Genomic DNA, 21,396 nt, shown 5'->3' with positions numbered 1-21,396 from the left:
TGAGTCCAATATTCTTGTATTGAGTACGGGCGGGATATGCGATGCGTTTGAGTACACTAGACAAAGCGTCACGGCGGCTGGCTCTGAATGCCGCCATTCTCTCGATTGCCGGTATCGCGGCAGGCTGCAGCTCTGGCGTGCAGCGTTTCACCAGCGCGGATTTCAGTTCCGGCTATAGCGACAATCAACGATCAGTCATGCAAGCGTCCAACAACACGCCACAACCTTATACACCTCCCGTCGATTCAACGCAGACCGCTTCTGTCAGCAGTGGCGGGGGTGTTCAGCGCAGCAGCCTGCCGCCCGTCGGGGCTGCAAGCACTTCGGCGCTGCCGCCAGTCTCCTCGCAGCCAACGCGCCCGGCTCTCGCTCCTGTTGCCAGCGCGGCTCCACTTCGTCAGCAGCAGACGGCCTCAGTGCAGCCAATGCAGGCCGCACCGTTGGGGTCGGCTTCGGGTACGCTGAAAACTCCGGATGGCCGTGAAGCAAAGATGCCTGTAAAGGCGGCTCCGGTGCATTCGAACAACGTCGCCGTCACACAGACACCGCAGGCGACCAAGCAGGTAGCTGCCGCGACCACTGCCGCAAAGCCAACCAGCCAGGGCTCTTATACAGTCCAGAGCGGTGACACCCTGCATGCAATCTCGCGCAAGACGGGCAGCAATGTCGAAGCGATCAAGCAGGCGAACAACATGAAGGATGGCACTGTCCGTGTTGGCCAGGCGCTCATCATTCCACCATCCAACTCCGCGCTCGCGCAGAATGTCGCCAACACCATGAAGCCGAAGGGCGGAACGGTCGATCAGGTCAAGACAGCTTCGACACCGCCTGCAGAACAGCCGAAGGTGGTCGCAAGTGCCGCGACGCAGGCTGCCGCGGCTCCGCAAGCCGATACTTCGGCCAAGCCTTATACGCCGCCACAGGCCAGCGAGAAGGTGATCGAGAACGCGGATAAGGACAAGGATGTTGCCGCAGCGCCGTCGGCTACCGGCGTCTCGGGGATGCGCTGGCCGGTTCGCGGCCGGGTTGTCGCCAACTACGGCAAAGGCAGCGACGGGATCAACATCTCCGTGCCTGAAGGTACGCCGATCAAGGCTGCTGAAAACGGCGTGGTCATCTACTCCGGCGATGGCCTCAAGGAATTCGGCAACACGGTGCTGGTGCGCCACGACAACGGCCTTGTGACCGTATATGGCAATGCGAGCAAGCTCGATGTTCAGCGCGGCCAGAAGGTCAAGCGGGGCGATCAGCTTGGAGTATCGGGCATGACCGGCAACGCAACGACGCCGATGCTTCACTTCGAGGTTCGCAAGAACTCGACGCCGGTTGACCCGACGAAATATCTCGAATCCTGATTGATAAGCAGATTGATTGAAGCCCGCGCCGAAAGGTGCGGGCTTTTCATTTTTAACTGACAATTATGCTAGCATTTTGTGCTAGCAAATATTATATTTGAAAAGGCCAATTCCATGAATAGCAAGCATCGGCGAACCTTGGTCGCCGTTTTCGCTGATCCGGTTTCGGGTTCCATTGCATGGTCAGACATCGAAAGTTTACTGCTTGGCGTTGGGGCGCGGACGATCGAGGGCAATGGCTCGCGTGTGAAGTTTGAAATAGACGGAGAGGTGGAAAGCTTTCACAGGCCTCATCCCTCCAAGGAAGCAAAGCGTTACCAGGTGCGTGCGGCTCGAGCCTTTCTGGAGAGAATTGGAATAAGACCATGAACGTCATGCATTACAAAGATTATACCGCGCGCATCGAATACGATGATGAGGATGAAATTTTCTTCGGGAAGATTGCCGATATCAGCGACGGTGTCGGTTTTCATGCCGATACGGTGGTGGACTTGAAAGTGGCATTTCACGAAGCTGTCGATGACTATATCGAGACATGCACCAAAATCGGCAAGCAGCCGCAAAAACCATACTCGGGAAAAATGATGTTTCGAGTAAAGCCTGAAATTCATCGCCGGGCAGCGCTCGCTGCAGAGCGTGCCGGCAAGAGCCTCAACCAATGGGCTGAAGAAGCGTTGGATAAGGCGGCTGGCTGAATACCTGGCGGGCGTCTTACAGTTTCTTGCCGAGACGTCCGGCAAGATCCTGGATAAATTGCCAGGCGACACGACCGGACCGTGCCCCGCGTGTCGTGGACCACTCAAGCGCCTGCGCATGCAATTCCGGTTGCTTCATCGGCAGGTGGAAATGCGCCGCATAGCCATCGATCATCGAAAGATAGTCGTCCTGGCTGCATTTGTGGAAACCCAGCCAAAGGCCGAAGCGGTCCGAAAGCGACACTTTTTCTTCAACCGCTTCCGATGGATTAATCGCGGTCGAACGTTCGTTTTCGATCATGTCGCGGGGCAGAAGATGACGCCGGTTCGATGTGGCGTAGAAGATGACATTGTCCGGCCGGCCTTCGACGCCGCCTTCCAGTGCTGCCTTCAATGATTTGTATGATGTGTCGTCGTGATCGAAGGACAGGTCGTCGCAAAACAGGATGAACCGGTAATCCGTGTCCTTGATGGCCGCCATCAGCGCGGGAAGGCTGTCGATATCTTCGCGGTGGATTTCCACAAGTTTGAGCGGGTGGCCGCCGGTCGGTGCAGCAGCGTTGACAGAGGCATGCACCGCCTTGACCAGCGATGACTTGCCCATGCCGCGCGCACCCCATAGCAGCACATTGTTTGCCTGCAAACCATCGGCAAAACGTTTCGTATTGTCGAAGAGGATATCGCGGACATTGTCGACGCCGCGGATCAAGGAAATGTCCACGCGGTTGACCTTACTGACCGGGTCAAAGGTGAGCTTGTCCGGATTCCAAACGAAGCAATCCGCCACATCGAGGTCGACCGGTTGAGCTTTTGGCGGTGCCATGCGCTCCAGCACCGCAATCAGCCGGTCAAGTTTATCTGTCAACAATTCATCGGACATACTCATCGAGCCTTCATTTTCATGCATATATGCGACTATCATGTTGAAGATAATTCGAAAAGCAGGACACACAGTTTTGTACGGTTGCTTTTGACGCCCCAAACATTGTATTGCGCTGGCTCAAGTTCTTTCAAATCTGGTTTTCTCTGGAGGTTGTCTCAATGTTCGTAACTCCCGCATATGCACAGGCAACGGGTGTCGGCGGCGCGCCGGAAATGCTGATGAGCATCTTGCCGTTCATTCTGATCTTCGTGATCATGTACTTCTTGATCATTCGCCCACAGCGTACCGCTGCCAAGAAGCGCGAGGAGCAGCTGAAGAATATCCGTCGCGGCGATACGATCATTACCGGTGGTGGTTTCATTGCCAAGGTCACCAAGGTCTATGAAGATACCGGCGAGCTGGATGTCGAAATCGGCGATGGCGTCAAGGCCCGCGTCCTGCGGGGAATGGTAGCCGACGTCCGGGTCAAGGGCGAGCCGGTTGCCGACAACAAGAAATAAGGCATAGTGAGGGGGCGGTCGTTGAGCCGCCCTTCTGATTCTAGGCTCCAAGGTTTGCGACCGTATGCTTTATTTTAGCCGCTGGAAGACTGCACTCATCTGGGCCGTTGTGCTTGCGGGTGTTATCCTCGCGCTGCCAAATCTCTTCACACAGGACCAATTGGTAACCTTGCCGGACTGGCTGCCGAAGAAGCAGCTGGCGCTGGGTCTCGACCTCGAAGGTGGTTCGCGGCTACGCCTGCAGGTCGACAAGGACCATCTGCCGGACACCGACGCAACGATTGCGATCCTTACGCGCCGTCTCAGTGAGCTCGGCTACACCAATCCTAATGTCGAGGGCCAGCGGAATGGCCGTGTGCTTGTCGAAGTCCCCGGGCTTTACGACTCGCAACTGCTCAAGGACATCTTGAGCCTCACCGGCGAACTGCATTTCCAGATGGTCGACGATTCTGTACCCGTTCAGCAGGCGATCGACGGCACGCCGCCGGAAGGCGATGAGGTGGTGTATTCGTTCGACGATCCGCCTGTTGCCTATCTGGTCAAGAAAGAACCGCTTGTCTCAAACAAGAATTTCGTCGATGCGCAGGCCGGAATCGATACGACCACCCAAGAGCCTGTGATCACCTTCAGACTGGACAGCATTGGCGCTGACCGGTTCTCGAAAGCTACCAAGGCGAATGTCGGCAAATCCTTCGCTATCGTTCTCGACAACCAGGTGCTTTCAGCCCCGGTCATCAGTGAGGAAATACCCGGGAATACAGGTCAGATTTCCGGCAATTTCGACCTTTCGGGCGCAAGTAACCTCGCGCTTGTGATGCGGGCAGGCGCGCTGCCAGCGAGTGTCACCGTGCTCGAAGAGAGAACGATCGGCACCGATCTCGGAGCGGCTGCGGTAGCTTCTGGCAAGATCGCTGCTCTCATCGGCGCAGTTCTCGTCATCGTTTTCATGCTTTTGACCTATGGCCTTCTCGGTGTCATCGCCAACATTGCCCTTGTCGTCAATGTGATCCTGATACTGGCAGTGCTGACGCTCTTCGGCGCGCCGCTGACGCTCGCGGGTGTTGCCGGTATCGTGCTTACCATTGGCATGGCGGTCGATTCCAACGTGCTGATCTATGAGCGTATTCGCGAGGACAGGCGCGCGGGCTTTTCCGTTATCCAGGCTATCGATTCGGGATTTTCACGGGCCCTTGCAACGATCGTCGATGCCAATGTCACCACGCTGATCGCGGCACTCGTGCTTTTCATTCTGGGCTCCGGGCCGGTGCACGGTTTCGCGCTGACCGTTACCATCGGCATCGTCACGACGCTGTTCACGACCTTCACGCTGACGCGCTGGCTGGTATCCGTTTGGGTTCAATGGGCGCGTCCCAAGGAAGTTCCGGGCGCACTCCTGAAGCTCGTTCCAAATGATACGAAAATCCCGTTCATGAAGCTGCGTTTTCTGACACTTGGCTTTTCGGCGCTGTCGAGCATTGCGGCTATCGTGCTTTTCGCCATTGTCGGCATGAATTTCGGTATCGATTTCAAGGGCGGCACGATGGTCGAGATTCAATCGCACGAGGGTGCGATCGATCTCGATGATGTGTATAGCCGATTGGAAGATCTGAATATTGGTGACATCAAGATCGAACCATTCAAATCGGATGATCGCGCCCTGATTACCGTGGGTAGCCAGGGTGAGGGCGAGGATGCCGAGCAAACTGTCGGTGTCAAAATCCGGGGTGAATTGCAGGACGACTTCGATTTCCGCCGCATTGACGTCATCGGCCCGTCCGTATCGAGTGAACTGTCACATGCCGGAATGCTCGCTGTCGGGCTCTCATTGGCCGTGATCTTCGTCTATGTGTGGTTGCGCTTCGAATGGCATTTCGCACTTGGCGCCATTCTCGCAACAATCCACGACGTACTGCTACTGCTCGGTATGTTCATCGTCTTCCAGATGGAATTCAACCTCTGGAGTATCGCCGCCTTGCTGGCTATTGTCGGCTACTCGCTGAATGATACGGTCGTCATTTACGACCGCGTGCGCGAGAATTTGCGACGATACGGCAACAGCATGTCGCTGTCGGCGCTTCTCGATGCATCGATCAACCAGACCCTGTCGCGCACGATTCTGACATCGCTTGCAACGTTTCTGGCGTTGATCGTTCTCTATCTCTATGGTGGAGATGACGTGAAATCATTCGCGCTGGTCCTCGGTGTCGGCATTGTCGTCGCAACCTACTCGTCGATTTTCGTTGCCGGCCCCTTGCTGATGCTGTTTGGCCTCAAGGGCAGGGATGTCGCGGACAACGGACCTTCGGCGGTGTCCGGCCAGAGTGGAGCGTAGTTAATTGGTCAGAGGCATTGAAATTCGGGATGCGCACTTTCCTGGGCGTGCACCCATCGATGCCTATGGCAATGGCGGCTTTCGCTTCGCGGACATGTCGCATCGCGGCTCCATACTCTGTCTCCCATCCGGCATTCATGGCTGGGAGCCGAAAACGCTGCCGCTCCTGACGATCGCCGATTTCTCGCTTGTGCTTGAACAAGCTGACGATATCGAAATTTTGCTGGTGGGGATGGGGACCGACTTGCGGCGGCTGCCGCAAGAACTGCGCGACGAATTGCGCAAGCACCGTATATCGTCCGATCCGATGAGCACGGGTGCAGCAGTGCGGACCTACAATGTGTTGCTGGCGGAGGATCGCGCAGTGGCCGCAGCATTGATTGCAGTGGATTAATCCAACGCGCGCCTATATCTCACGCCTATGAACGCCAATGAAACCCACTGCCTGCAATTGTTGCGAACTGCTGATCCGGACCGCTATCTTTCCGTGCTCTATGCACCGGAGGACAAGCGCGGGGCATTGGCGGCGCTTTTTGCTTTTAACAACGAAATTGCCCGCATTCGTGATCTGATTCATGACCCGTTGCCAGGTGAAATCCGGTTGCAATGGTGGCGCGATCTCATCAATGGAACGGAGCTTGGTGAAGCGTCGGGGAATCCCGTCGCCGCTGCGCTTTTGGGTACGATCAAAACCTATGATCTGTCGCGCGCTGCCTTTGACAATTATTGTGAGGCACGGATATTCGACCTCTACAATGACCCGATGCCAAGCCGCAACGATCTGGAGGGGTATTGCGGAGAGACAGCTTCGGCGCTGATCCAACTCGCCTCCTTGATCCTGGATGCCGCAAAAGCGCCTGAATACGCCCACGTGGCGGGCCATGCCGGCGTCGCCCAGGCGATCACCGGCCTTCTGCGTCTGTTGCCATTGCATCGCCGCCGCGGCCAGATATACATCCCGGCCGATATTCTGGCGGCGGTTGGCTGTAGCGGGATGGTGTTGCTGGACGGCTCTGATCAATCAGCGGTCACACGTGCGATCGATGCGATGATCGCGCTTGCCGGGGATCATTTCGCAAAATTCGAAAGCGCTGTGAAGACGTTGCCGACGATACTTCGACCGGCCTATCTGCCAGCGGCGATTACTCCGATATATCTGAGGAAGCTGAAGGCCAGCGGTTTCAATGCCGCCACAGAAATTGCCGACATCTCGCCGTTCCGCCGCCAATGGGCGATGTTCAGGGCCTCAACGCGATCCTGAGCGGGCTATAACAGTTTTGTTTTTGCGCCGAGAGTTTCACCGGCCTCTGCTAATCGCCGATCGAGAGTGCACACTGTTGCCCTATGTTCAACGGCAATTGCAAGATGCAAAGCGTCGCCGGTACGGAGACCCAGCAAGTGTTGATCGGCTAAACGCGCCGCCATACGAAAGTGGCTGCTCGTAATGGCGATTGTGTTGAAAGAATCTGTCACAAGGCGGTCAAATGTTGCAAGCGCCTCGTTACGTTCCCTAATCTCGAGCTGCTGTGTTCTCAGCTTCAGCGCGAGTGCAGACGAAAACTCTGTGGTTGTCAGGTGGCTTATGGTCAACTCCTCCGGCACTTGGTTCGACAGCCAATCCTGCATACGCATGGTGTTTGCCTCTGACGTCAGGGCAGCAACCAAAACGCACGTGTCAATGTAGAGCATCAGTAGCGATCAGTGTCGCGCATATGACGAACAAAATCGCCCGCACTCTCGTTTTGAAACGACATGTCTTTGGTCAAGCTACGCAGGAGAGTGATATCAATAGGCTGTCGTGGTTGTTTGACCGCGGTCAGTTGCGCCACCGGCTTGCCGCGGCGCAAAATCTGCACTGTTTCTCCGTCTTCGGCTTGCGTTACAAGCTCGCTGAGGTGTGCCTTGGCGTCAGCCAGATTTATACTACGCATCTTGGGCCTCATGACCAATTAACTGGTCATATACATATGGCACGCACACACTGCGATTTCAACCGGCGATTCACTGACTATTCCGCCGCTTCTGCAATTGCCGGCAGGCCGAGCCATTTACGGCAGTCAGCCAGCGCACGCGCGCTCATGGCACGCTTCTTGGCATTCGACTTCTCCTTGCCGCGCAGACGCTTGCCTTCTATCTTCGGCGTCTCCATTGGCGGAAACAGGCCGTAATTGACATTCATCGGCTGGAATGAGCGCTTGCCCGGTTCTTCATCGGTCACGAGATGCCCGCCGGTGATATGGCCGAGGAGCGCGCCGAAAGCCGTCGTCAGAGGCGGAGGCGTATAGGCTTGGCCAAGCCTTTCAGCCGCGGTAAACCGGCCCGCCAGCAGACCGATGGCGGCGGATTCGACATAGCCCTCGCACCCGGTGATCTGGCCGGCAAAACGCAGGCCCGGCCGCGTTTTAAGCTGCAGGGTCGGATCGAGTAGAAGCGGCGAATTCAGATACGTGTTGCGGTGCAGCCCGCCAAGCCGTGCGAACTCAGCGTTCTCCAGCCCCGGGATCATTCTGAAGATGTCGGTCTGGGCGCCATATTTCAACTTGGTCTGGAATCCGACCATGTTGTAGAGCGTCCCGAGGGCATTGTCCTGGCGTAGCTGAACCACTGCATAGGCTTTGACAGCGGGATTGTGTGCATTGGTCAGGCCCATCGGCTTCATCGGGCCATGGCGCAAGGTTTCCGGTCCGCGCTCGGCCATTACCTCAATCGGCAGGCAGCCGTCGAAATAAGGCGTGCCTTCCCATTCCTTGAACTCGGTCTTGTCGCCTGTGACAAGCGCTTGAATGAACGCCTCGTACTGCTCCTTGGTCATCGGGCAGTTGATGTAGTCCTTGCCATTGCCGCCCGGTCCAACCTTATCATAGCGAGACTGGAACCAGCAGATATCCATATCGATGGAATCGAAATGCACGATTGGCGCAATAGCGTCGAAAAAGGCGAGGGCGTCGGCGCCGGTTTCGTTGCCGATCGCTTCGGCAAGCGATGGCGCTGTCAGCGGGCCGGTGGCGATGATGACCTTGTCCCAATCAGCAGGTGGCAGACCGGTGATTTCCTCGCGCTCGATGGTGATCAGGGGATGCGCTTCAATGCGGGCGGTGACGGCCTCGGCAAAGCCGTCACGATCGACAGCGAGCGCACTGCCGGCCGGCACCTGGTTCGCATCGGCAGAAGCCATGATCAGCGAATTGGCGAGGCGCATCTCCGCATGCAATACGCCGACCGCATTGGTTTCGGCGTCATCGGAGCGGAAAGAATTGGAACAGACGAGCTCGGCCAGATCCTGCGTCTTGTGCGCATCCGTGCCGCGGACCGGGCGCATCTCGTGCAGGATCACGGGAATACCCGCCTCGGCAAGCTGCCATGATGCTTCGGAACCGGCGAGACCGCCGCCAACGATATGAACTGGTTTGTGTGACATGCGCTTCCAATAGACTTTTTGGTGCCGCGCTTCAATGCAAAAGCCGCCGCAACTTAACTGAGCGGCGGCTTTGATAATCGGGATGGATCAGGCGCTGGCTTGGTCGAGTTCCGCCACGTCGCCGCTGTCGAGCTTCAGTGCTGCGGCCCGAATGAGGCTCTCCAGCTGTTCGAGGGAGGTGGCGCTGGCAATCGGTGCCGTGACGCCCTTGCGCTGGATGATCCACGCAATCGCGACTTCGGCCGGCTTGGCGTTGTGCTTGGCCGATACCTTGTCCAGCGCAGCGAGAATGCGGTAACCGCGAGGGTTGAGATACTGCTTGATGCCGTCGCCGCGCTGGCTTTTACCCAAGTCGGTTTCGCTGCGATATTTGCCAGAAAGAAAGCCCCTGGCGAGCCCGAAATACGTGATGACGCCGATATTCTCGGAGACGCAGAGGTCGCGCAACTTGCCTTCGAACTCGCTACGATCGTAGAGATTGTAGCCGGGCTGCAGCACATTGTAACGCGGCAGGTCTTTTGTTTCCGAGACATCGATCGCTGCCCGAAGCTGATCCGCCTCAAGATTGGAAGCGCCGATTGATTTGATCTTTCCCTCTCTCAGCAGCTTCTGGTAGGCGCCGAGTGTCTCCTCATAGGATGTATCGGGATCGGGCCAGTGCGACAGGTAAAGATCGATTGCATCGATCTGCAGCCGCTTTAGCGATGCCTCGACTGCCTTGGCGATATAGGCCGCAGACAAGTCTTTCTTGCCCTGACCCATGTCGGAGCCGACTTTGGTAATGATAACGACCTTGTCCCGCGCATTGCGGGATTTGACCCACTCCCCGATGATCGTTTCGGACTCGCCGCCTTCATGTCCGGGCACCCAGCGAGAATAGCCATCCGCCGTGTCGATCGCGTTGAAACCCGCATCGACAAAACGGTCAAGCAGATCGAAGGAGGTCTTTTTGTCGGCCGTCCAGCCGAAGACGTTACCGCCCAAAACCAATGGCGCAATGGACAGGCCTTTGCGGCCAAGACGACGTTTTTCCATATTTTTTACTCCGGGAGATTAAAGCTAGTTACGCAAACTGTAGGCCCGTTTGGAGCATGTTTCCAGCGTTGTGGAAATCACTATGAGGCGAGGAGCGATGAACATCAAATTAGGCCTTACGGGTCTTTGACTTGTTCAACGCTATTGCGGCGCGGATGAGCGCCTTGAATGCGTCTTCATCGATTTCGTCAGCCTCGTGCAAGTCGATAGCGCGCCTGGTGTTGCCTTCAAGGCTGGAGTTGAATAGTCCGGAAGGATCTTCGAGCGAAGCGCCCTTGGCGAAAGTTAGCTTCACCACGCTCTTATAGGTCTCACCGGTGCAGATTATGCCGTCGTGAGACCAAACCGGAACGCCTCTCCACTTCCATTCCTCGACCACGTCAGGGTCGGCCTGTTTGATGAGCGCGCGGATATGGGAGAGTGTCTTGCCCCGCCAATCGCTCAGCTCCTTGATTCTCGCATCTATCAGCTGAGACGGAGAGTGCCCTCCTTCTCCGTCCTTCAAGTCGCTCTTCTTCATCGGTATCGCCTCCCTTTGGTGGTGTCATGCATGTAGCTAGCGACTTTCTGCTCACATTTTTTCGCCGGGCAGTCGGCTGGCCTGTTTCACCCAGTCGACGAACTGCGCTTCATCGAGCTGGCCTTCATAAATATTGAGATACCGCACTTCCTTGTGCTTGGACTCGCCGGACGGGACAGGATTAAGCGATCTGCCACGAAAGAAAGTGACCTTGACGTACTTCGTGAAGCAATGAAGGCTGAGGAACCAGGTCTTCTCCTCTAACCCATAGAAGGGCGAGTTCCACTTGACCGCCTTGTGCACGCCGGGGACGGTGCGCACGATAAGCGTGTCGAGCCGGCGCCCGACGTCGCTTTTCCAGGTAGGCATGGCCGCGATGTAGGCCTGCACCGGGGCGTCGCCGTAGCCTTTTGCGATCTGAGGATTGCCGCCTGAGAGGAGGACCGGCTGCGTGGGTGCCGCGGCGCTCTTGCTTTTGGCAAGCAAGGAAGAATTTTCGCTCTCTCTTGTTTTCATGTTGATTCCTCCGCTTTTGGTACGGCAACCATAAACAGCGAATCCTGTAGGTTTCAAGAACAGGTCCCGTTACAGTCGCACAATGCGTATCATGCTCCGGTGTTTACTGCTCTTTCTGTTCGCCGCCTTGTGCGGGCATGCCGAGGCGCAAAGTTTCCGCGTCTGCAACGGTTATGGCTGTACCTTTCAAACGCCGGTGACATTGACGCCGGCAGATCGCTCACGGATTGCTTCCATCATGGCGGGAGGACGTGTTTCGCCGGCGGCCGAACGCGCTGCGGTTCGCCGTGCGGTGCAAGTATTCGAGCAGCGCAGCGTAGCTGTTATCGGGGCCGTCGATCGGCCAAAGATGGATTTCGGTAAGGGTCGCGAGAGAGGTCAGATGGATTGTGTCGATGAGTCGACCAATACGGACCATTTTCTCCGCTACCTGCAAGGCGCTGGACTATTGCACCATCATCGTGTCGCAAGGAGAGATTCGCGCGGAAGTTTCGTCGACGGCCGCTATCCGCATTTTACCGCCGTTCTCAAGGATGGCTCTGGAACGTCGTGGGCCGTCGACTCCTGGTATGAACCGGGAGGCGGACCGCCTGATGTGATGCTTTTGTCGGAATGGCACCGCCGGGGGTACGGGGGCGTGCGATAGCCCAGAAACAACAACACCCACCGCGGGAGGAGGTGCGGTGGGTGTCGTTTTGTAAAGACCAGCCGGGAGGAGGAGTGCTGGTCTTCGATCGCGGGAACTTTGGGAGGAGGATAAAGCCCGGCGATATTCTTGTATTCGATTAGCGTACTGCAGACTTCTTGGCGACGAACGGGATGTCCGAACGGGCAATGCCCAGATCGCTGAGTTCGCGGGTCGACAGACGGTTCAGCTCGGAAACCGTGTCACGATAACGGCGCCAGTTGCTGTAAGAGCGGATAAGGTTCATTTCATTTCACCACTTCGGTTTTTTGTTTGATTGATCACTCTTGATCGTTGAGTGGAAGATAGTGGATGACGTCCCGAAGTTGCAGAGCCAAGTTTGCAGGTCAGCTATGCAATTGCTGCATTGCAACATTAATTCGCGTTAATTGTTGCGGCGCACCAGAGGCGGTTTTGAGTTGAATTTGCGCATCGCAGCGCAATTGCGTTTTTGCAGCCAGTCGCGTTACCTTCACAACGGCAAGACTCAAGGGAGCATCCGTGGCACTCACCATTGGATTGAGGAAACATATCGCGCGCTGGCAGCGGGACGGGGTGATCGATGAGATCGTCGCCGAACGACTTCGCAAAGACCTCGACGATCACCGCTCCGGCTTTGGCCTTGGAGGCATTCTCGCGGTGCTCGGTGCGGTTCTTCTCGGTGCGGCGATCATCTCGCTCGTCGCGGCGAATTGGGGGGCGATGCCCCGGCTGTTTCGCGTTGGCCTGATCATATCGGTGCTTTGGCTCGGTTATGTTGGCGGCGCGTGGCGGGAAAGTCTAGGCGACAGGCGCTTCGGTCAGGCGCTGTACCTGATCGCCGCGATCACGTTTGGTGCCGGAATTGCATTGATTGGCCAAATGTACCACCTGTCGGGCGATGTATCGGATGCAGTGCTCCTCTGGGTCGCCGGCACCATGGTTGCGGCATTGTTCCTGCGCTCGCCCGTGCTTGTCTCGGCGGGCGTCGCCATTACAGGCGTTTATCTGTTCACTTCGCTCGACCGGTCCACGGGCGAGCCTTTCAACTATGTCTGGCTGGTGCCGGTCCTGCTTTTCATCAGTGCAGGGCTAATCTGGTACACGAAGGGCAGGGCCGCACAGCATCTCATCGCCCTGTTGCTCATCACCTACGTGCTTGTCGTCCGAATCGATCTCAACGAGGTCATGGTCTTGTGGGTGGCGGGGCTGATCGGTGCCATATGCTTCATGATGGACGCCGTGCGTCCGGGCCTCCTGGACCGGATGACCGGCTGGACAGAGCCCCTGGGCGCCTATGGCTTCTTCATGGTGCTCGTGGCGCTGTTGTTCTTCCAGTTCGATATCGCCAGCAATGAATTTGCCGATGAAGCGATTCCCGGTCAGGTCCTGATCGGATTTGCGATCCTTGGCTGCTCGATCGCGGGTCTCGTGCTTTCGGGCCACCGTAATCTGGCGGTGCGGTGGATTGCCTATACGGTCTTCTCGCTGGAAGTTCTCTACCTGGCTTTCGAGACTATCGGCACGATGATCGGGACCGCGAGCTTCTTCCTGAGCGCCGGTGTGCTGGTTCTGCTTCTCGCCGCCTTTGTCATCCGTATGGAGCGACGTCTTCAGAAAAGGAATCCAAAAAGGCAGACAACCGCATGACAATAAAGATCAATCGCATCCTCTGGCTTGGTGCTGCAGTGGCGCTTATGCAGTCCGGTGTGCTCTACGCCATGGTCCAGCAGCACGTTTCGATTCTGCGCGATGGCACCGACATCACATTGCAAAGCGAACCCGTCGATCCGCACGATTTTTTGCGCGGCGACTATGTCACGCTTCGCTATGCCATCTCCAATATCGAGGCCGGGAAGATCAGCGGAACGATTCCCGCAACCGATGGACCTGCCGATGTCTATGTAACTGTGAAAGAGGGCGACGGCGGCGTGTGGACCTTCGCTGGCGCCTCATGGCAGGAGCGCAAGGACGTGCCGTCTGGCGAAGTGCAGCTGCGTGGCCGCACGTCCAGCTTTGCCAATGCGGCGGCTTATAGCCCTCTCCGCGTCACCTATGGCATCGAGCGCTACTATGTGCCGGAAGGTCAGGGACGGGCGATCGAAGCTCAGCAACAGGAACGAAAGATCGAGGCGGTAGTCGCCGTATCGAGCGCGGGAGATGCGCAGATCCGCGCATTGAAAGACAATGGCACCGTGCTTTACGAAGAGCCGATTTACTGAGTTCGGCAACTGGACGTTGCCAAAAATATATTCTGCCGGAAGCCGGGCTTTTTCCTTTGACGCGTGAAGAGAGGGTGATATAGGGACCGGCGCTTGAGGCTTATGCTTCATCTGCGGATATGGCGAAATTGGTAGACGCACCAGATTTAGGTTCTGGCGGGAGACCGTGGGGGTTCGAGTCCCTCTATCCGCACCACAATTTTCCATATGCTATTGTTTTTGTTATGTTTTTGCGACCATCGAGTTCGACCCCCCTTCGATCCACCCTAGATTTCAGAGAAGATTCAAGCGCGGCAAGTCTGATTCTAACCAAACACGTTCAAACGGCACCAGTAGACACACGCTTGCTCGACGAAGCGTGAGGGATCTAGAGACCATCGCCGCCAGTGTCAGCGCATAATTTCGAGCAGATATTGGCACTGCCCTCTGAATGAAAGTTCACATTTGCACGTGGTCGAGCCAGCATGGAACGGGAGGTTGGCTGACGTGATCGTTTCATCCCTGCAAGAACCAACTTGTGAGCCGCAGCAAAGCGTTCTAGCGTCGAAGGCAGATGACATTTTTTGAGCTGATCACCGATCCGATCATTCAGGCAGGGACCCTGGCGGCAGTCGGGGCTTTCGTCTCGCGGGTGGCGCTGCGCAACAATCCGCGATTGCACCTTATTTTTCAGGTAACGTTCTTTATCGTCCTGACCACCCTGCTGCTTTATCACGGCATCGTTCCCTACGAGGCGGGACCAGCTACAGCCTCGGCTGTCCAGCAAGTTTTCATCGGCATTGCAAAGGTGATCTGGTGGATCAACGCCGCCTGGGCGCTTGTCGGTTTTGCGCGCGTGTTCTTGATCTTTGAAAGGCGTCCGCGGGAGGGGAGGCTTATCCAGGATCTGGTCGTCGGCATTATCTATCTTGGAGCGGTTCTCTCAGTCGTTGCCAACGTCTTCAGCCTGCCGGTGGGCACACTGATCGCGACATCCGGTGTGCTTGCCATTATTCTTGGCCTGGCACTGCAAAGTACCCTGAGCGATGTCTTTTCGGGCATCGCCCTCAATCTCGGTAGGCCCTATGTTATTGGAGATCTGATCATTCTCGGCGACGGCACCGAGGGCAGGGTAGTTGAAACCAATTGGCGGGCAACGCACCTGCTGAACGCCAAAAACGACCTCGTCATTGTCCCCAATAGCGACTTGGCAAAGGCAAGGCTTATCAACGTAAGCAACCCCGATCGCAGCCACGGCGTCAGCCTTACCGTGCGCTTCGCGGCAACGACGGCCCCGGGGGCCATCGTGGATATTATGCGCGCTGTCCTTTTGAGTTCAACGACGATATTGAACGTGCCGGAACCGAGCATCCAGATAAAATCGCTGGACGGCTCAGCAGTCGAGCTGGAGCTGTCGTTCCGGGTTGCGGATATCGCTCTGGCCGGGACTGCCCAGAACGAAATATTCGATCTGGTCTATCGCCACAGTCTGGCGGCGGGCATGCCCTTGGCAACACCCGTCGTTCAACCAGCATCTGGCGCAAAGACGGAACCTGCCACGAGCAACCGCTCCAGCCAAATGCGACTCCTCGACGCCCTCCCACTTTTCAAAACGCTCACCGACGACGAAAAGGAAGTTCTTGCCAAATCCATGTCGCGTCGAACCTTCCGTAAATCGGATGTGATTGCTGAGCAGGGCAGTGAGATGAAGTCGCTGGTGATCGTTCGAAGCGGGGTTCTGGCCGTCACACGCGAAGAAGGCCACAGGCAGCTTCAACTCGCCAAACTGGCGCCGGGCGATTATTTCGGCGAGGCCAGCCTTCTGGCTGGCGCGGGGGAGCCGGGCACGGTGCGTGCGCTCGCCTCTACAGTTGTTTATGAAATCGAGAAATCGACCTTGGCGCCGCTGCTCCATGACAGGCCAAGTCTCGTCGATGAACTCAGCCTCATTTTGTGCAGACGAGCACAGGCAGAAAAGCATTTGTTCGAGAACAGTACTGAGATTGCCGGCATCCATGCCATGCCCGGACTGGTTAAAAAGATCAGGCATTTATTTGAGATCTCTCATGTCGAGAGAACTGAGTAGTGCTAAAATCCTTGCCGGCATTTTCGAAGAACGAACACCAGCATCAGGATGTGTTGCAACCAAACTGACGTGGGCGCTCGAGTAACCAGATCGCGGAAGGGGATGTGACGTGGTGGATTCTGATCGGATCGACAACCTGATCGCAGCGGTTCCCCCCGCCTTGGCGCTTCGGGCCGGGCTGGACCTTGGCATCTTCACTCGGCTCGGTGGCAGCGCTATGACTGCTGACACGCTTGGGGCCGCACTCAAAATCGAGCCCGACCGTCTGTCGCGGCTCCTCTACGCGCTCGCCAGCATCGGTCTCCTCGAAGTCAAGGACGGTCAATTTCGCAACGGAGCCGAAGCCTTGGCCTTCCTCGACGCGTCCAAGCCGACCTATCGTGGTGGCGATCATGCGCTCCTGCGCGAGCTCTGGGGAGCCGACCTGCTGACCGCAGAGTCGCTGCGACAGAGCCGGCCGGCTGCGCTGCACGACTTTTCCGAAGCGGGGCCTGAGGCCGCGGTGGCCTTCAGCCGCATGCTCGCACCGGGCGGGGTGATTTTCGGCCGACATCTGGCCCGGGAGATGGACCTATCGGCGATCGGTTCGGTGATCGACATCGGCGGGGGCGCCGGGACCATTCTCGTCGGACTTCGCGAGGGGCGGCCGCAGATTGCGGCGACGCTGATGGAACTCCCAACGGTCGCAGCCGTCGCGCCAGCTATCCTGTCAGAATACGGTGCCGACGACGTGGTTGTCGAAGAGGGAGACATAACTGTCGCACCATCGATCGGTCGGCACGATCTGGCGATCCTCAAGGCTGTAGTCCAGGTCCTACCGCCGGACCAAGCGCGTAGTTCGATCCTGAACGCCGCGCGTTGCCTCACACCAGGGGGCGAGATCGCAATTGCGGGGTGGGGCGTCGTCGATGATGACCGCCTCGGCCCGCCTGAGGGTGTCTTTTTGAATCTCACATTCTTGAACCTCTATCGCCACGGCGAATCGTACACCGAAGGTCAGTATCGCGCGTGGATGACCGAGGCTGGATTCCGGGATATCTCCAGGTCGCGCCTGACGGACGGCTGCACGTTGTTTCGCGCGCGCCTCACGGGCTGATCGTGGCTGGCAGCCGTGTGTAAGATTTAGGTATTCATACGCAGCACTGCACATCGCTATTCGAACAGCTCACGATTGTCAGATTCGATCTGTGGTAGATCATTCAGAATGCCGTTCAGATGCACTCTCATGGCATCGGCTGCAGCATCGGCGTTTCGGGCGTCGATGGCGGTGACGATCTTCTCGTGCTGCTCGATAAGGTTTTTCATAGAGGCCGGGTTGCGGAGCTGCAGATTGCAAACCCGATCCATATGCGCCTTGATGTCTGAAATCGCGTTCCAGGCGAGGCCGCAGCCGGCACCTTCTGCTATCGCGATATGAAACTGCTCGTCCTCCCGGCGAAAAGCATTATGATCGTGTTCGGTCATTGCCATTCGCTGGCGCTCGAGGATGCTGTCGATCTTTCGCCGTGTCCACGTATCGAAGCTTTCGCTGGCCCGCCGAACAACGGCAACCTCGATCGCCTCGCGCACGAAGCGGGCCTCCATCATCTGGCGCGCCGAGATGCGGACCACGACGGTTCCGCGATTGGGGCGGATTTCGACGAGCTTGGATTTTCCAAGGGCGATCAACGCCTCGCGGACCGGCTGGCGGGAAACGCCGAGACGGGACGCGATCTCCTGTTCGGACAGGCGTGAACCGGGCGCGAGATCGAGACGGATGATCGCCTCGCGCAAATCCCGTTCCACCTGCGCGGCGGTCGTTTCCCCCGTCTCGATCTTCAATGTCTCAAGGTTCATGCTTTTCGCTACCGTCATCTCGTTGACATTTGTTTTTAGCCACCATACAGTACCATACAATTCGGCGACAGCACAAGGTGTTCGATGTGAACAAGGCAGACACCAGCATCAGCCAACTCACCGAATATGTCGTCCTCACACCTAACCCTTCCATCAAACGCCAAGAGGCAAATGCTGTGACAATTTCCGTAAACGTGCGCCAGGTCGTTGGCCCAGAAGACGCTGCCAGGCGTGACACGAAAGGCCTGCGTAAGGACTTCCTGATTGAGGGGCTTTTTTCGAAAGGCCAGATCAATCTCACCTATAGCCATCTCGACCGGATGATTATCGGCGGTATCGTCCCGGCGGGGCAAGACCTCGTGATCGACCAGGTCAAGGAAACCGGGACCAGCCAGTTCCTTGAACGCCGCGAGGCTGCCATTCTCAACATCGGTGGCAAGGGCACGGTCATTGTCGGCGGCGTCGACTATCCGCTCGGCTTCCAGGATGCGCTCTATGTCGGCATGGGGCAGGGTACGTTGTCGTTCCGCAGCGACGATCCGGCAAATCCGGCCGAATTCTATCTCCTTAGTGCGCCGGCACATCGCGCCTGTCCGACCGTTCTGATCAAGCTCGACATGGCCAAGAAGGTGCGCACGGGCTCGACTGAGGAAGCCAATGCCCGCACGATCAACCAATATGTGCATCCGGATGTTTGTGAAAGCTGCCAGCTTCTGGTCGGTCTGACGACATTTGAGCCCGGCTCCGTCTGGAACACCATGCCCGCCCATGTGCATGACCGGCGCATGGAGGTCTATCTCTACTTCGGCATGGAGGAGGCGACTCGTGTCTTCCATTTCATGGGTGAACCGCACGAAACACGGCATCTCGTACTGAAAAGCCATGATGCGGTGCTGTCGCCGGGGTGGTCCATCCACTCCGGTGCCGGCACCGGGCGATACTCCTTCATCTGGGCGATGGCCGGCGATAACATGAGCTTCACCGATATGGACAAGGTCCCGATGGAAAGTCTGAGATGAACCCGTTCGATCTTTCCGGCCGATGCGCCATCGTCACCGGTGCCAATACGGGCATCGGCCAGGCGATTGCCGTCGGTCTCGCAGGTGCCGGCGCCGACATCATCGGCGTCGGACGCTCGCCGATGGAAGAAACCGCAGCCCTCGTGACAGCCGGCGGCCGGTCGTTTCATCCTCTTCTGGCCGATCTCTCCAGGATGGACGAGGTGCGCGCTGCCGTCGAGCGAGCAGCGGCCATTCGAAAGCGCCCGGATATTCTGGTCAATAATGCCGGGATCATCCGCCGGGCCGATACGATCGATTTTACCGAGGAGGACTGGGATGCCGTCATGGACACCAATCTGAAATCGGCGTTCTTTCTCTGCCAGTCCTTCGCCAGGATGGCGATGACGGAGAAGAGGTCTGCCAAGATCATCAACATCGCCTCGCTCCTGTCGTTCCAGGGCGGGATTCGTGTTGCATCCTATACGGCGGCAAAGAGCGGCCTTGCAGGCCTGACGCGGCTGATGGCAAACGAGTGGGCTGCCCATGGTATCAACGTCAACGCCATTGCCCCTGGCTATGTCGAGACCAACAACACCGCGGCGCTGCGGGCGGATGCCGAACGCAATGCCGATATCCTGAAACGCATCCCGGCCGGACGTTGGGCGCAGGCGGACGATATGGCTGGAGCGGCCGTCTTCCTTGCATCCCACGCGTCGGACTATGTGCACGGCACGATCCTTCCCGTCGACGGCGGATGGCTGGCACGATAAAAGGAGATATCAATGTCCGGTCACTACACATTGCCTGACGACTTGGCCTGGACGGAAACCTCGCCCGGCAATCGCCGCGCTGTCCTTTCGCATCGTCCGGAAATGATGCTCGTCGCCTTCAGCTTCGACAAAGGCGCGATCGGCGCGCTCCATTCCCATCCGCATACCCAGGTGAGCTATGTGGCGAAGGGTGCCTTCGAGGTGACCGTTGATGGCGTGACCACGACGCTGCCCACCGGCAGCAGCTTCATCGTCGCCCCTAATCTCGTTCACGGCGTTGTGGCGCTTCAGGACGGTTTGCTGATTGACACGTTCACGCCGAGACGGGACGATTTTCTGTAAGGCGTCCGAAACCGCTTCTTCACTCACTGGGCGCCCGGCACCGTCGGGTACGGATGTTAGTGGGCACCTGGATCAGTTTCCTTGATGCGATCGGGCTTCTCCCGTCAAATATCGCAACCGGGGTTGTGTCAGGCACCAAATGCAATGTAGTTTGCCGCCTTGGTACAGTCTTGCTTTTCATGGGGAGCATTCAGAACAGATTTATGCCTGACTTTGGTCACTAGGCAAATTAAATAGAGGATTCTCACGATGTTCAACGCGGTTTCAGATTCATCCAATACTTCCAAAAATCTCTCCAAGAGCCGGATTTTACTGTTTGTCATTCCAATGATGGTGCTCGCGGCATGCGCTTCTTCCGAGAAGAAGTGGGTCCATAGCGAAGAACCTGTCACACCCGCGAACAAGGATATGGCGGAATGCAAATATCAGGCTGCCGGTTCAACCGCCGCCCTAGCCACTGACAGTTCTGCCAGGGCTAAGGAACAGGCCAATCTTGTCAATGCATGCATGCAGGCAAAGGGCTATAAGCAATAGCCCGCAAGGCTTTTGTGACAGTTGCTGGCCGATACCTCAGAAAAACGTCCCCGGCTTTTAACGCCGTTGCTTCGACGAGGTTTAGCTTGAGCTTGTCTGTCAGGTTTCTGAAAAGTGGTTTGCCATCGCCCAGCGCCTCCGGTTCTACGACGAGCTGATATTCATCGATCAGATTGAGCCGCGCCAGGTTTTGCGCTGTCCTCACGCCGCCATGGAATACAATGTTCTTGCCAGGCTGCCGCTTGAGCGCCGAAACGGTCCGCACCATGTCTTCATCATTCTTTACCAGCAGCAGCTCGCTGTTCTCCCAAGGCAGCCGCTCCTCGGTGTTTGAAATGACTGCCTTGCGTGCGTCTGTTGCCCAGCGGGCATAGGCACGGTAGCCGCTCGATAGATCTGGATATTTGGTTTCCGCAGTCAGCCAATAGCCGAGCAGTTCGTCTGCCACGAGCCGCCCGAGCAGCAGTGTGTCGGAGCCGCTAGTCAGTTTGGGCACTACCGTGTCCATAATGCCTTGATCATCGACCGTGCCATCATCCTCAGATTCACTATCGCCGTTGGTAGTTGGCTGTGAGGTCTTTTCAGCGGCAGCAACGTAGCCGTCCAGGGATATGTGCATGAACAAAATCAGCTCTCTCATTTTTCCTCCTTCAGGCGGGCTTCATTCTCGCCTGTTGTCCGGCAAAGGACGTGTCGAGGCCTCCGATC

27 protein-coding genes and 1 tRNA gene are annotated in these 21,396 nt (G+C 57.2%); 17 read left to right on the top strand and 11 right to left on the bottom strand.

Annotation, left to right across the window (positions count from 1 at the left end):
- Positions 1-41 precede the first annotated feature (41 nt).
- From LB462_RS08640 to LB462_RS08630, 3 genes are all read left to right on the top strand, one after another.
- Positions 42-1,355: a peptidoglycan DD-metalloendopeptidase family protein gene (locus tag LB462_RS08640; protein ID WP_224506945.1), complete on the top strand. Its 1,314-nt coding sequence runs from the start codon at positions 42-44 to the stop codon at positions 1,353-1,355.
- A gap of 114 nt (positions 1,356-1,469) precedes the next feature.
- Positions 1,470-1,724, top strand: coding sequence for a type II toxin-antitoxin system HicA family toxin (locus tag LB462_RS08635; RefSeq protein ID WP_224506943.1), 255 nt, complete (start codon positions 1,470-1,472; stop codon positions 1,722-1,724).
- Positions 1,721-2,050 (top strand): type II toxin-antitoxin system HicB family antitoxin, encoded by a 330-nt coding sequence (locus LB462_RS08630; RefSeq protein WP_224506941.1) that lies wholly within the window; start codon positions 1,721-1,723, stop codon positions 2,048-2,050. Before LB462_RS08635 ends, LB462_RS08630 begins: the two co-directional genes overlap by 4 nt.
- Before the next feature lie 16 nt (positions 2,051-2,066).
- Here the strand turns inward: LB462_RS08630 and LB462_RS08625 are convergent, their stop codons facing one another.
- Complete coding sequence (locus LB462_RS08625; protein WP_112530426.1) at positions 2,067-2,930, bottom strand: ATP-binding protein; 864 nt, start codon at positions 2,928-2,930, stop codon at positions 2,067-2,069.
- Positions 2,931-3,091: 161 nt separating this feature from the next.
- Here LB462_RS08625 and yajC point away from each other — a divergent pair, with 161 nt between their 5' ends.
- From yajC to LB462_RS08605, 4 genes are all read left to right on the top strand, one after another.
- Positions 3,092-3,433, top strand: a complete 342-nt coding sequence (yajC, locus tag LB462_RS08620) for a preprotein translocase subunit YajC (RefSeq protein WP_106716339.1) — start codon at positions 3,092-3,094, stop codon at positions 3,431-3,433.
- A gap of 64 nt (positions 3,434-3,497) precedes the next feature.
- Positions 3,498-5,765, top strand: coding sequence for a protein translocase subunit SecD (gene secD, locus LB462_RS08615; RefSeq protein WP_224506939.1), 2,268 nt, complete (start codon positions 3,498-3,500; stop codon positions 5,763-5,765).
- 4 nt (positions 5,766-5,769) lie between these two features.
- Positions 5,770-6,159: an Mth938-like domain-containing protein gene (locus LB462_RS08610; RefSeq protein ID WP_224506937.1), complete on the top strand. Its 390-nt coding sequence runs from the start codon at positions 5,770-5,772 to the stop codon at positions 6,157-6,159.
- Between the two features lie 27 nt (positions 6,160-6,186).
- Positions 6,187-7,026 carry a phytoene/squalene synthase family protein gene (locus tag LB462_RS08605; RefSeq protein ID WP_224506935.1) on the top strand — a complete coding sequence of 280 codons (840 nt, stop codon included), beginning with the start codon at positions 6,187-6,189 and terminating at the stop codon, positions 7,024-7,026.
- Between the two features lie 5 nt (positions 7,027-7,031).
- Here LB462_RS08605 and LB462_RS08600 read toward each other — a convergent pair whose 3' ends face one another.
- The 6 genes from LB462_RS08600 to LB462_RS08575 form a co-directional block, all read right to left on the bottom strand.
- Positions 7,032-7,454 (bottom strand): type II toxin-antitoxin system VapC family toxin, encoded by a 423-nt coding sequence (locus LB462_RS08600; protein WP_224506932.1) that lies wholly within the window; start codon positions 7,452-7,454, stop codon positions 7,032-7,034.
- Positions 7,454-7,696 (bottom strand): type II toxin-antitoxin system Phd/YefM family antitoxin, encoded by a 243-nt coding sequence (locus tag LB462_RS08595; protein ID WP_224506930.1) that lies wholly within the window; start codon positions 7,694-7,696, stop codon positions 7,454-7,456. Before LB462_RS08595 ends, LB462_RS08600 begins: the two co-directional genes overlap by 1 nt.
- Positions 7,697-7,773: 77 nt before the next feature.
- Positions 7,774-9,183 carry a methylenetetrahydrofolate--tRNA-(uracil(54)-C(5))-methyltransferase (FADH(2)-oxidizing) TrmFO gene (trmFO, locus tag LB462_RS08590; RefSeq protein WP_224506928.1) on the bottom strand — a complete coding sequence of 470 codons (1,410 nt, stop codon included), beginning with the start codon at positions 9,181-9,183 and terminating at the stop codon, positions 7,774-7,776.
- 87 nt (positions 9,184-9,270) lie between these two features.
- Positions 9,271-10,218 (bottom strand): aldo/keto reductase, encoded by a 948-nt coding sequence (locus LB462_RS08585; RefSeq protein ID WP_224506926.1) that lies wholly within the window; start codon positions 10,216-10,218, stop codon positions 9,271-9,273.
- A gap of 109 nt (positions 10,219-10,327) precedes the next feature.
- Positions 10,328-10,738 (bottom strand): DUF1801 domain-containing protein, encoded by a 411-nt coding sequence (locus LB462_RS08580; RefSeq protein ID WP_224506924.1) that lies wholly within the window; start codon positions 10,736-10,738, stop codon positions 10,328-10,330.
- A gap of 51 nt (positions 10,739-10,789) precedes the next feature.
- Positions 10,790-11,254: a DUF1801 domain-containing protein gene (locus LB462_RS08575; RefSeq protein WP_224506921.1), complete on the bottom strand. Its 465-nt coding sequence runs from the start codon at positions 11,252-11,254 to the stop codon at positions 10,790-10,792.
- A 91-nt stretch (positions 11,255-11,345) separates the two neighbouring features.
- Here LB462_RS08575 and LB462_RS08570 point away from each other — a divergent pair, with 91 nt between their 5' ends.
- Entirely contained in the window at positions 11,346-11,900 is a 555-nt protein-coding gene (locus tag LB462_RS08570) for a hypothetical protein (protein WP_224506919.1), read from the top strand.
- A 139-nt stretch (positions 11,901-12,039) separates the two neighbouring features.
- Here LB462_RS08570 and LB462_RS08565 read toward each other — a convergent pair whose 3' ends face one another.
- Both LB462_RS08565 and LB462_RS08560 read right to left on the bottom strand, forming a co-directional pair.
- Positions 12,040-12,186, bottom strand: a complete 147-nt coding sequence (locus tag LB462_RS08565) for a DUF1127 domain-containing protein (RefSeq protein WP_100001090.1) — start codon at positions 12,184-12,186, stop codon at positions 12,040-12,042.
- A gap of 100 nt (positions 12,187-12,286) precedes the next feature.
- On the bottom strand, positions 12,287-12,430 hold the full coding sequence (locus LB462_RS08560) for a hypothetical protein (protein WP_224506917.1): 144 nt from the start codon (positions 12,428-12,430) through the stop codon (positions 12,287-12,289).
- Positions 12,431-12,440: 10 nt separating this feature from the next.
- On the opposite strand from LB462_RS08560, the gene LB462_RS08555 reads away from it, so the two are divergent.
- From LB462_RS08555 to LB462_RS08535, 5 genes are all read left to right on the top strand, one after another.
- On the top strand, positions 12,441-13,568 hold the full coding sequence (locus LB462_RS08555; RefSeq protein ID WP_224506914.1) for a DUF2157 domain-containing protein: 1,128 nt from the start codon (positions 12,441-12,443) through the stop codon (positions 13,566-13,568).
- Entirely contained in the window at positions 13,565-14,140 is a 576-nt protein-coding gene (locus LB462_RS08550; protein ID WP_224506912.1) for a GDYXXLXY domain-containing protein, read from the top strand. Before LB462_RS08555 ends, LB462_RS08550 begins: the two co-directional genes overlap by 4 nt.
- Positions 14,141-14,253: 113 nt before the next feature.
- Positions 14,254-14,336: transfer RNA gene (locus tag LB462_RS08545), tRNA-Leu, on the top strand.
- 357 nt (positions 14,337-14,693) lie between these two features.
- The gene (locus tag LB462_RS08540) at positions 14,694-16,205 is read left to right on the top strand and encodes a cyclic nucleotide-binding domain-containing protein (protein WP_224506910.1); all 1,512 of its coding nucleotides are present in this window, start codon (positions 14,694-14,696) and stop codon (positions 16,203-16,205) included.
- A 112-nt stretch (positions 16,206-16,317) separates the two neighbouring features.
- Complete coding sequence (locus LB462_RS08535) at positions 16,318-17,301, top strand: methyltransferase (protein WP_224506908.1); 984 nt, start codon at positions 16,318-16,320, stop codon at positions 17,299-17,301.
- 56 nt (positions 17,302-17,357) lie between these two features.
- On the opposite strand, the gene LB462_RS08530 is transcribed toward LB462_RS08535, so the two are convergent.
- Positions 17,358-18,059, bottom strand: coding sequence for a GntR family transcriptional regulator (locus LB462_RS08530; RefSeq protein ID WP_224506906.1), 702 nt, complete (start codon positions 18,057-18,059; stop codon positions 17,358-17,360).
- A gap of 158 nt (positions 18,060-18,217) precedes the next feature.
- Between LB462_RS08530 and kduI the strand changes: the two genes are divergently transcribed.
- From kduI to LB462_RS08510, 4 genes are all read left to right on the top strand, one after another.
- Positions 18,218-19,060: a 5-dehydro-4-deoxy-D-glucuronate isomerase gene (gene kduI, locus LB462_RS08525; RefSeq protein ID WP_224507121.1), complete on the top strand. Its 843-nt coding sequence runs from the start codon at positions 18,218-18,220 to the stop codon at positions 19,058-19,060.
- Positions 19,057-19,812: a 2-dehydro-3-deoxy-D-gluconate 5-dehydrogenase KduD gene (gene kduD, locus LB462_RS08520; RefSeq protein ID WP_224506904.1), complete on the top strand. Its 756-nt coding sequence runs from the start codon at positions 19,057-19,059 to the stop codon at positions 19,810-19,812. Before kduI ends, kduD begins: the two co-directional genes overlap by 4 nt.
- A gap of 12 nt (positions 19,813-19,824) precedes the next feature.
- On the top strand, positions 19,825-20,154 hold the full coding sequence (locus tag LB462_RS08515) for a cupin domain-containing protein (protein WP_224506902.1): 330 nt from the start codon (positions 19,825-19,827) through the stop codon (positions 20,152-20,154).
- Positions 20,155-20,403: 249 nt separating this feature from the next.
- On the top strand, positions 20,404-20,688 hold the full coding sequence (locus LB462_RS08510; protein WP_224506900.1) for a hypothetical protein: 285 nt from the start codon (positions 20,404-20,406) through the stop codon (positions 20,686-20,688).
- On the opposite strand, the gene LB462_RS08505 is transcribed toward LB462_RS08510, so the two are convergent.
- Positions 20,651-21,328: a dihydrofolate reductase family protein gene (locus LB462_RS08505; RefSeq protein ID WP_224506898.1), complete on the bottom strand. Its 678-nt coding sequence runs from the start codon at positions 21,326-21,328 to the stop codon at positions 20,651-20,653. The genes LB462_RS08510 and LB462_RS08505 overlap by 38 nt on opposite strands.
- Positions 21,329-21,396 lie beyond the last annotated feature (68 nt).

The organism is Phyllobacterium chamaecytisi, assembly GCF_020164455.1.
In the GTDB taxonomy this organism is placed as follows: Bacteria; Pseudomonadota; Alphaproteobacteria; order Rhizobiales; family Rhizobiaceae; genus Phyllobacterium; species Phyllobacterium chamaecytisi.
The sequence above is the reverse complement of the archived record's forward strand: the minus strand, read 5'-3'. Positions and strand labels throughout refer to the sequence as shown.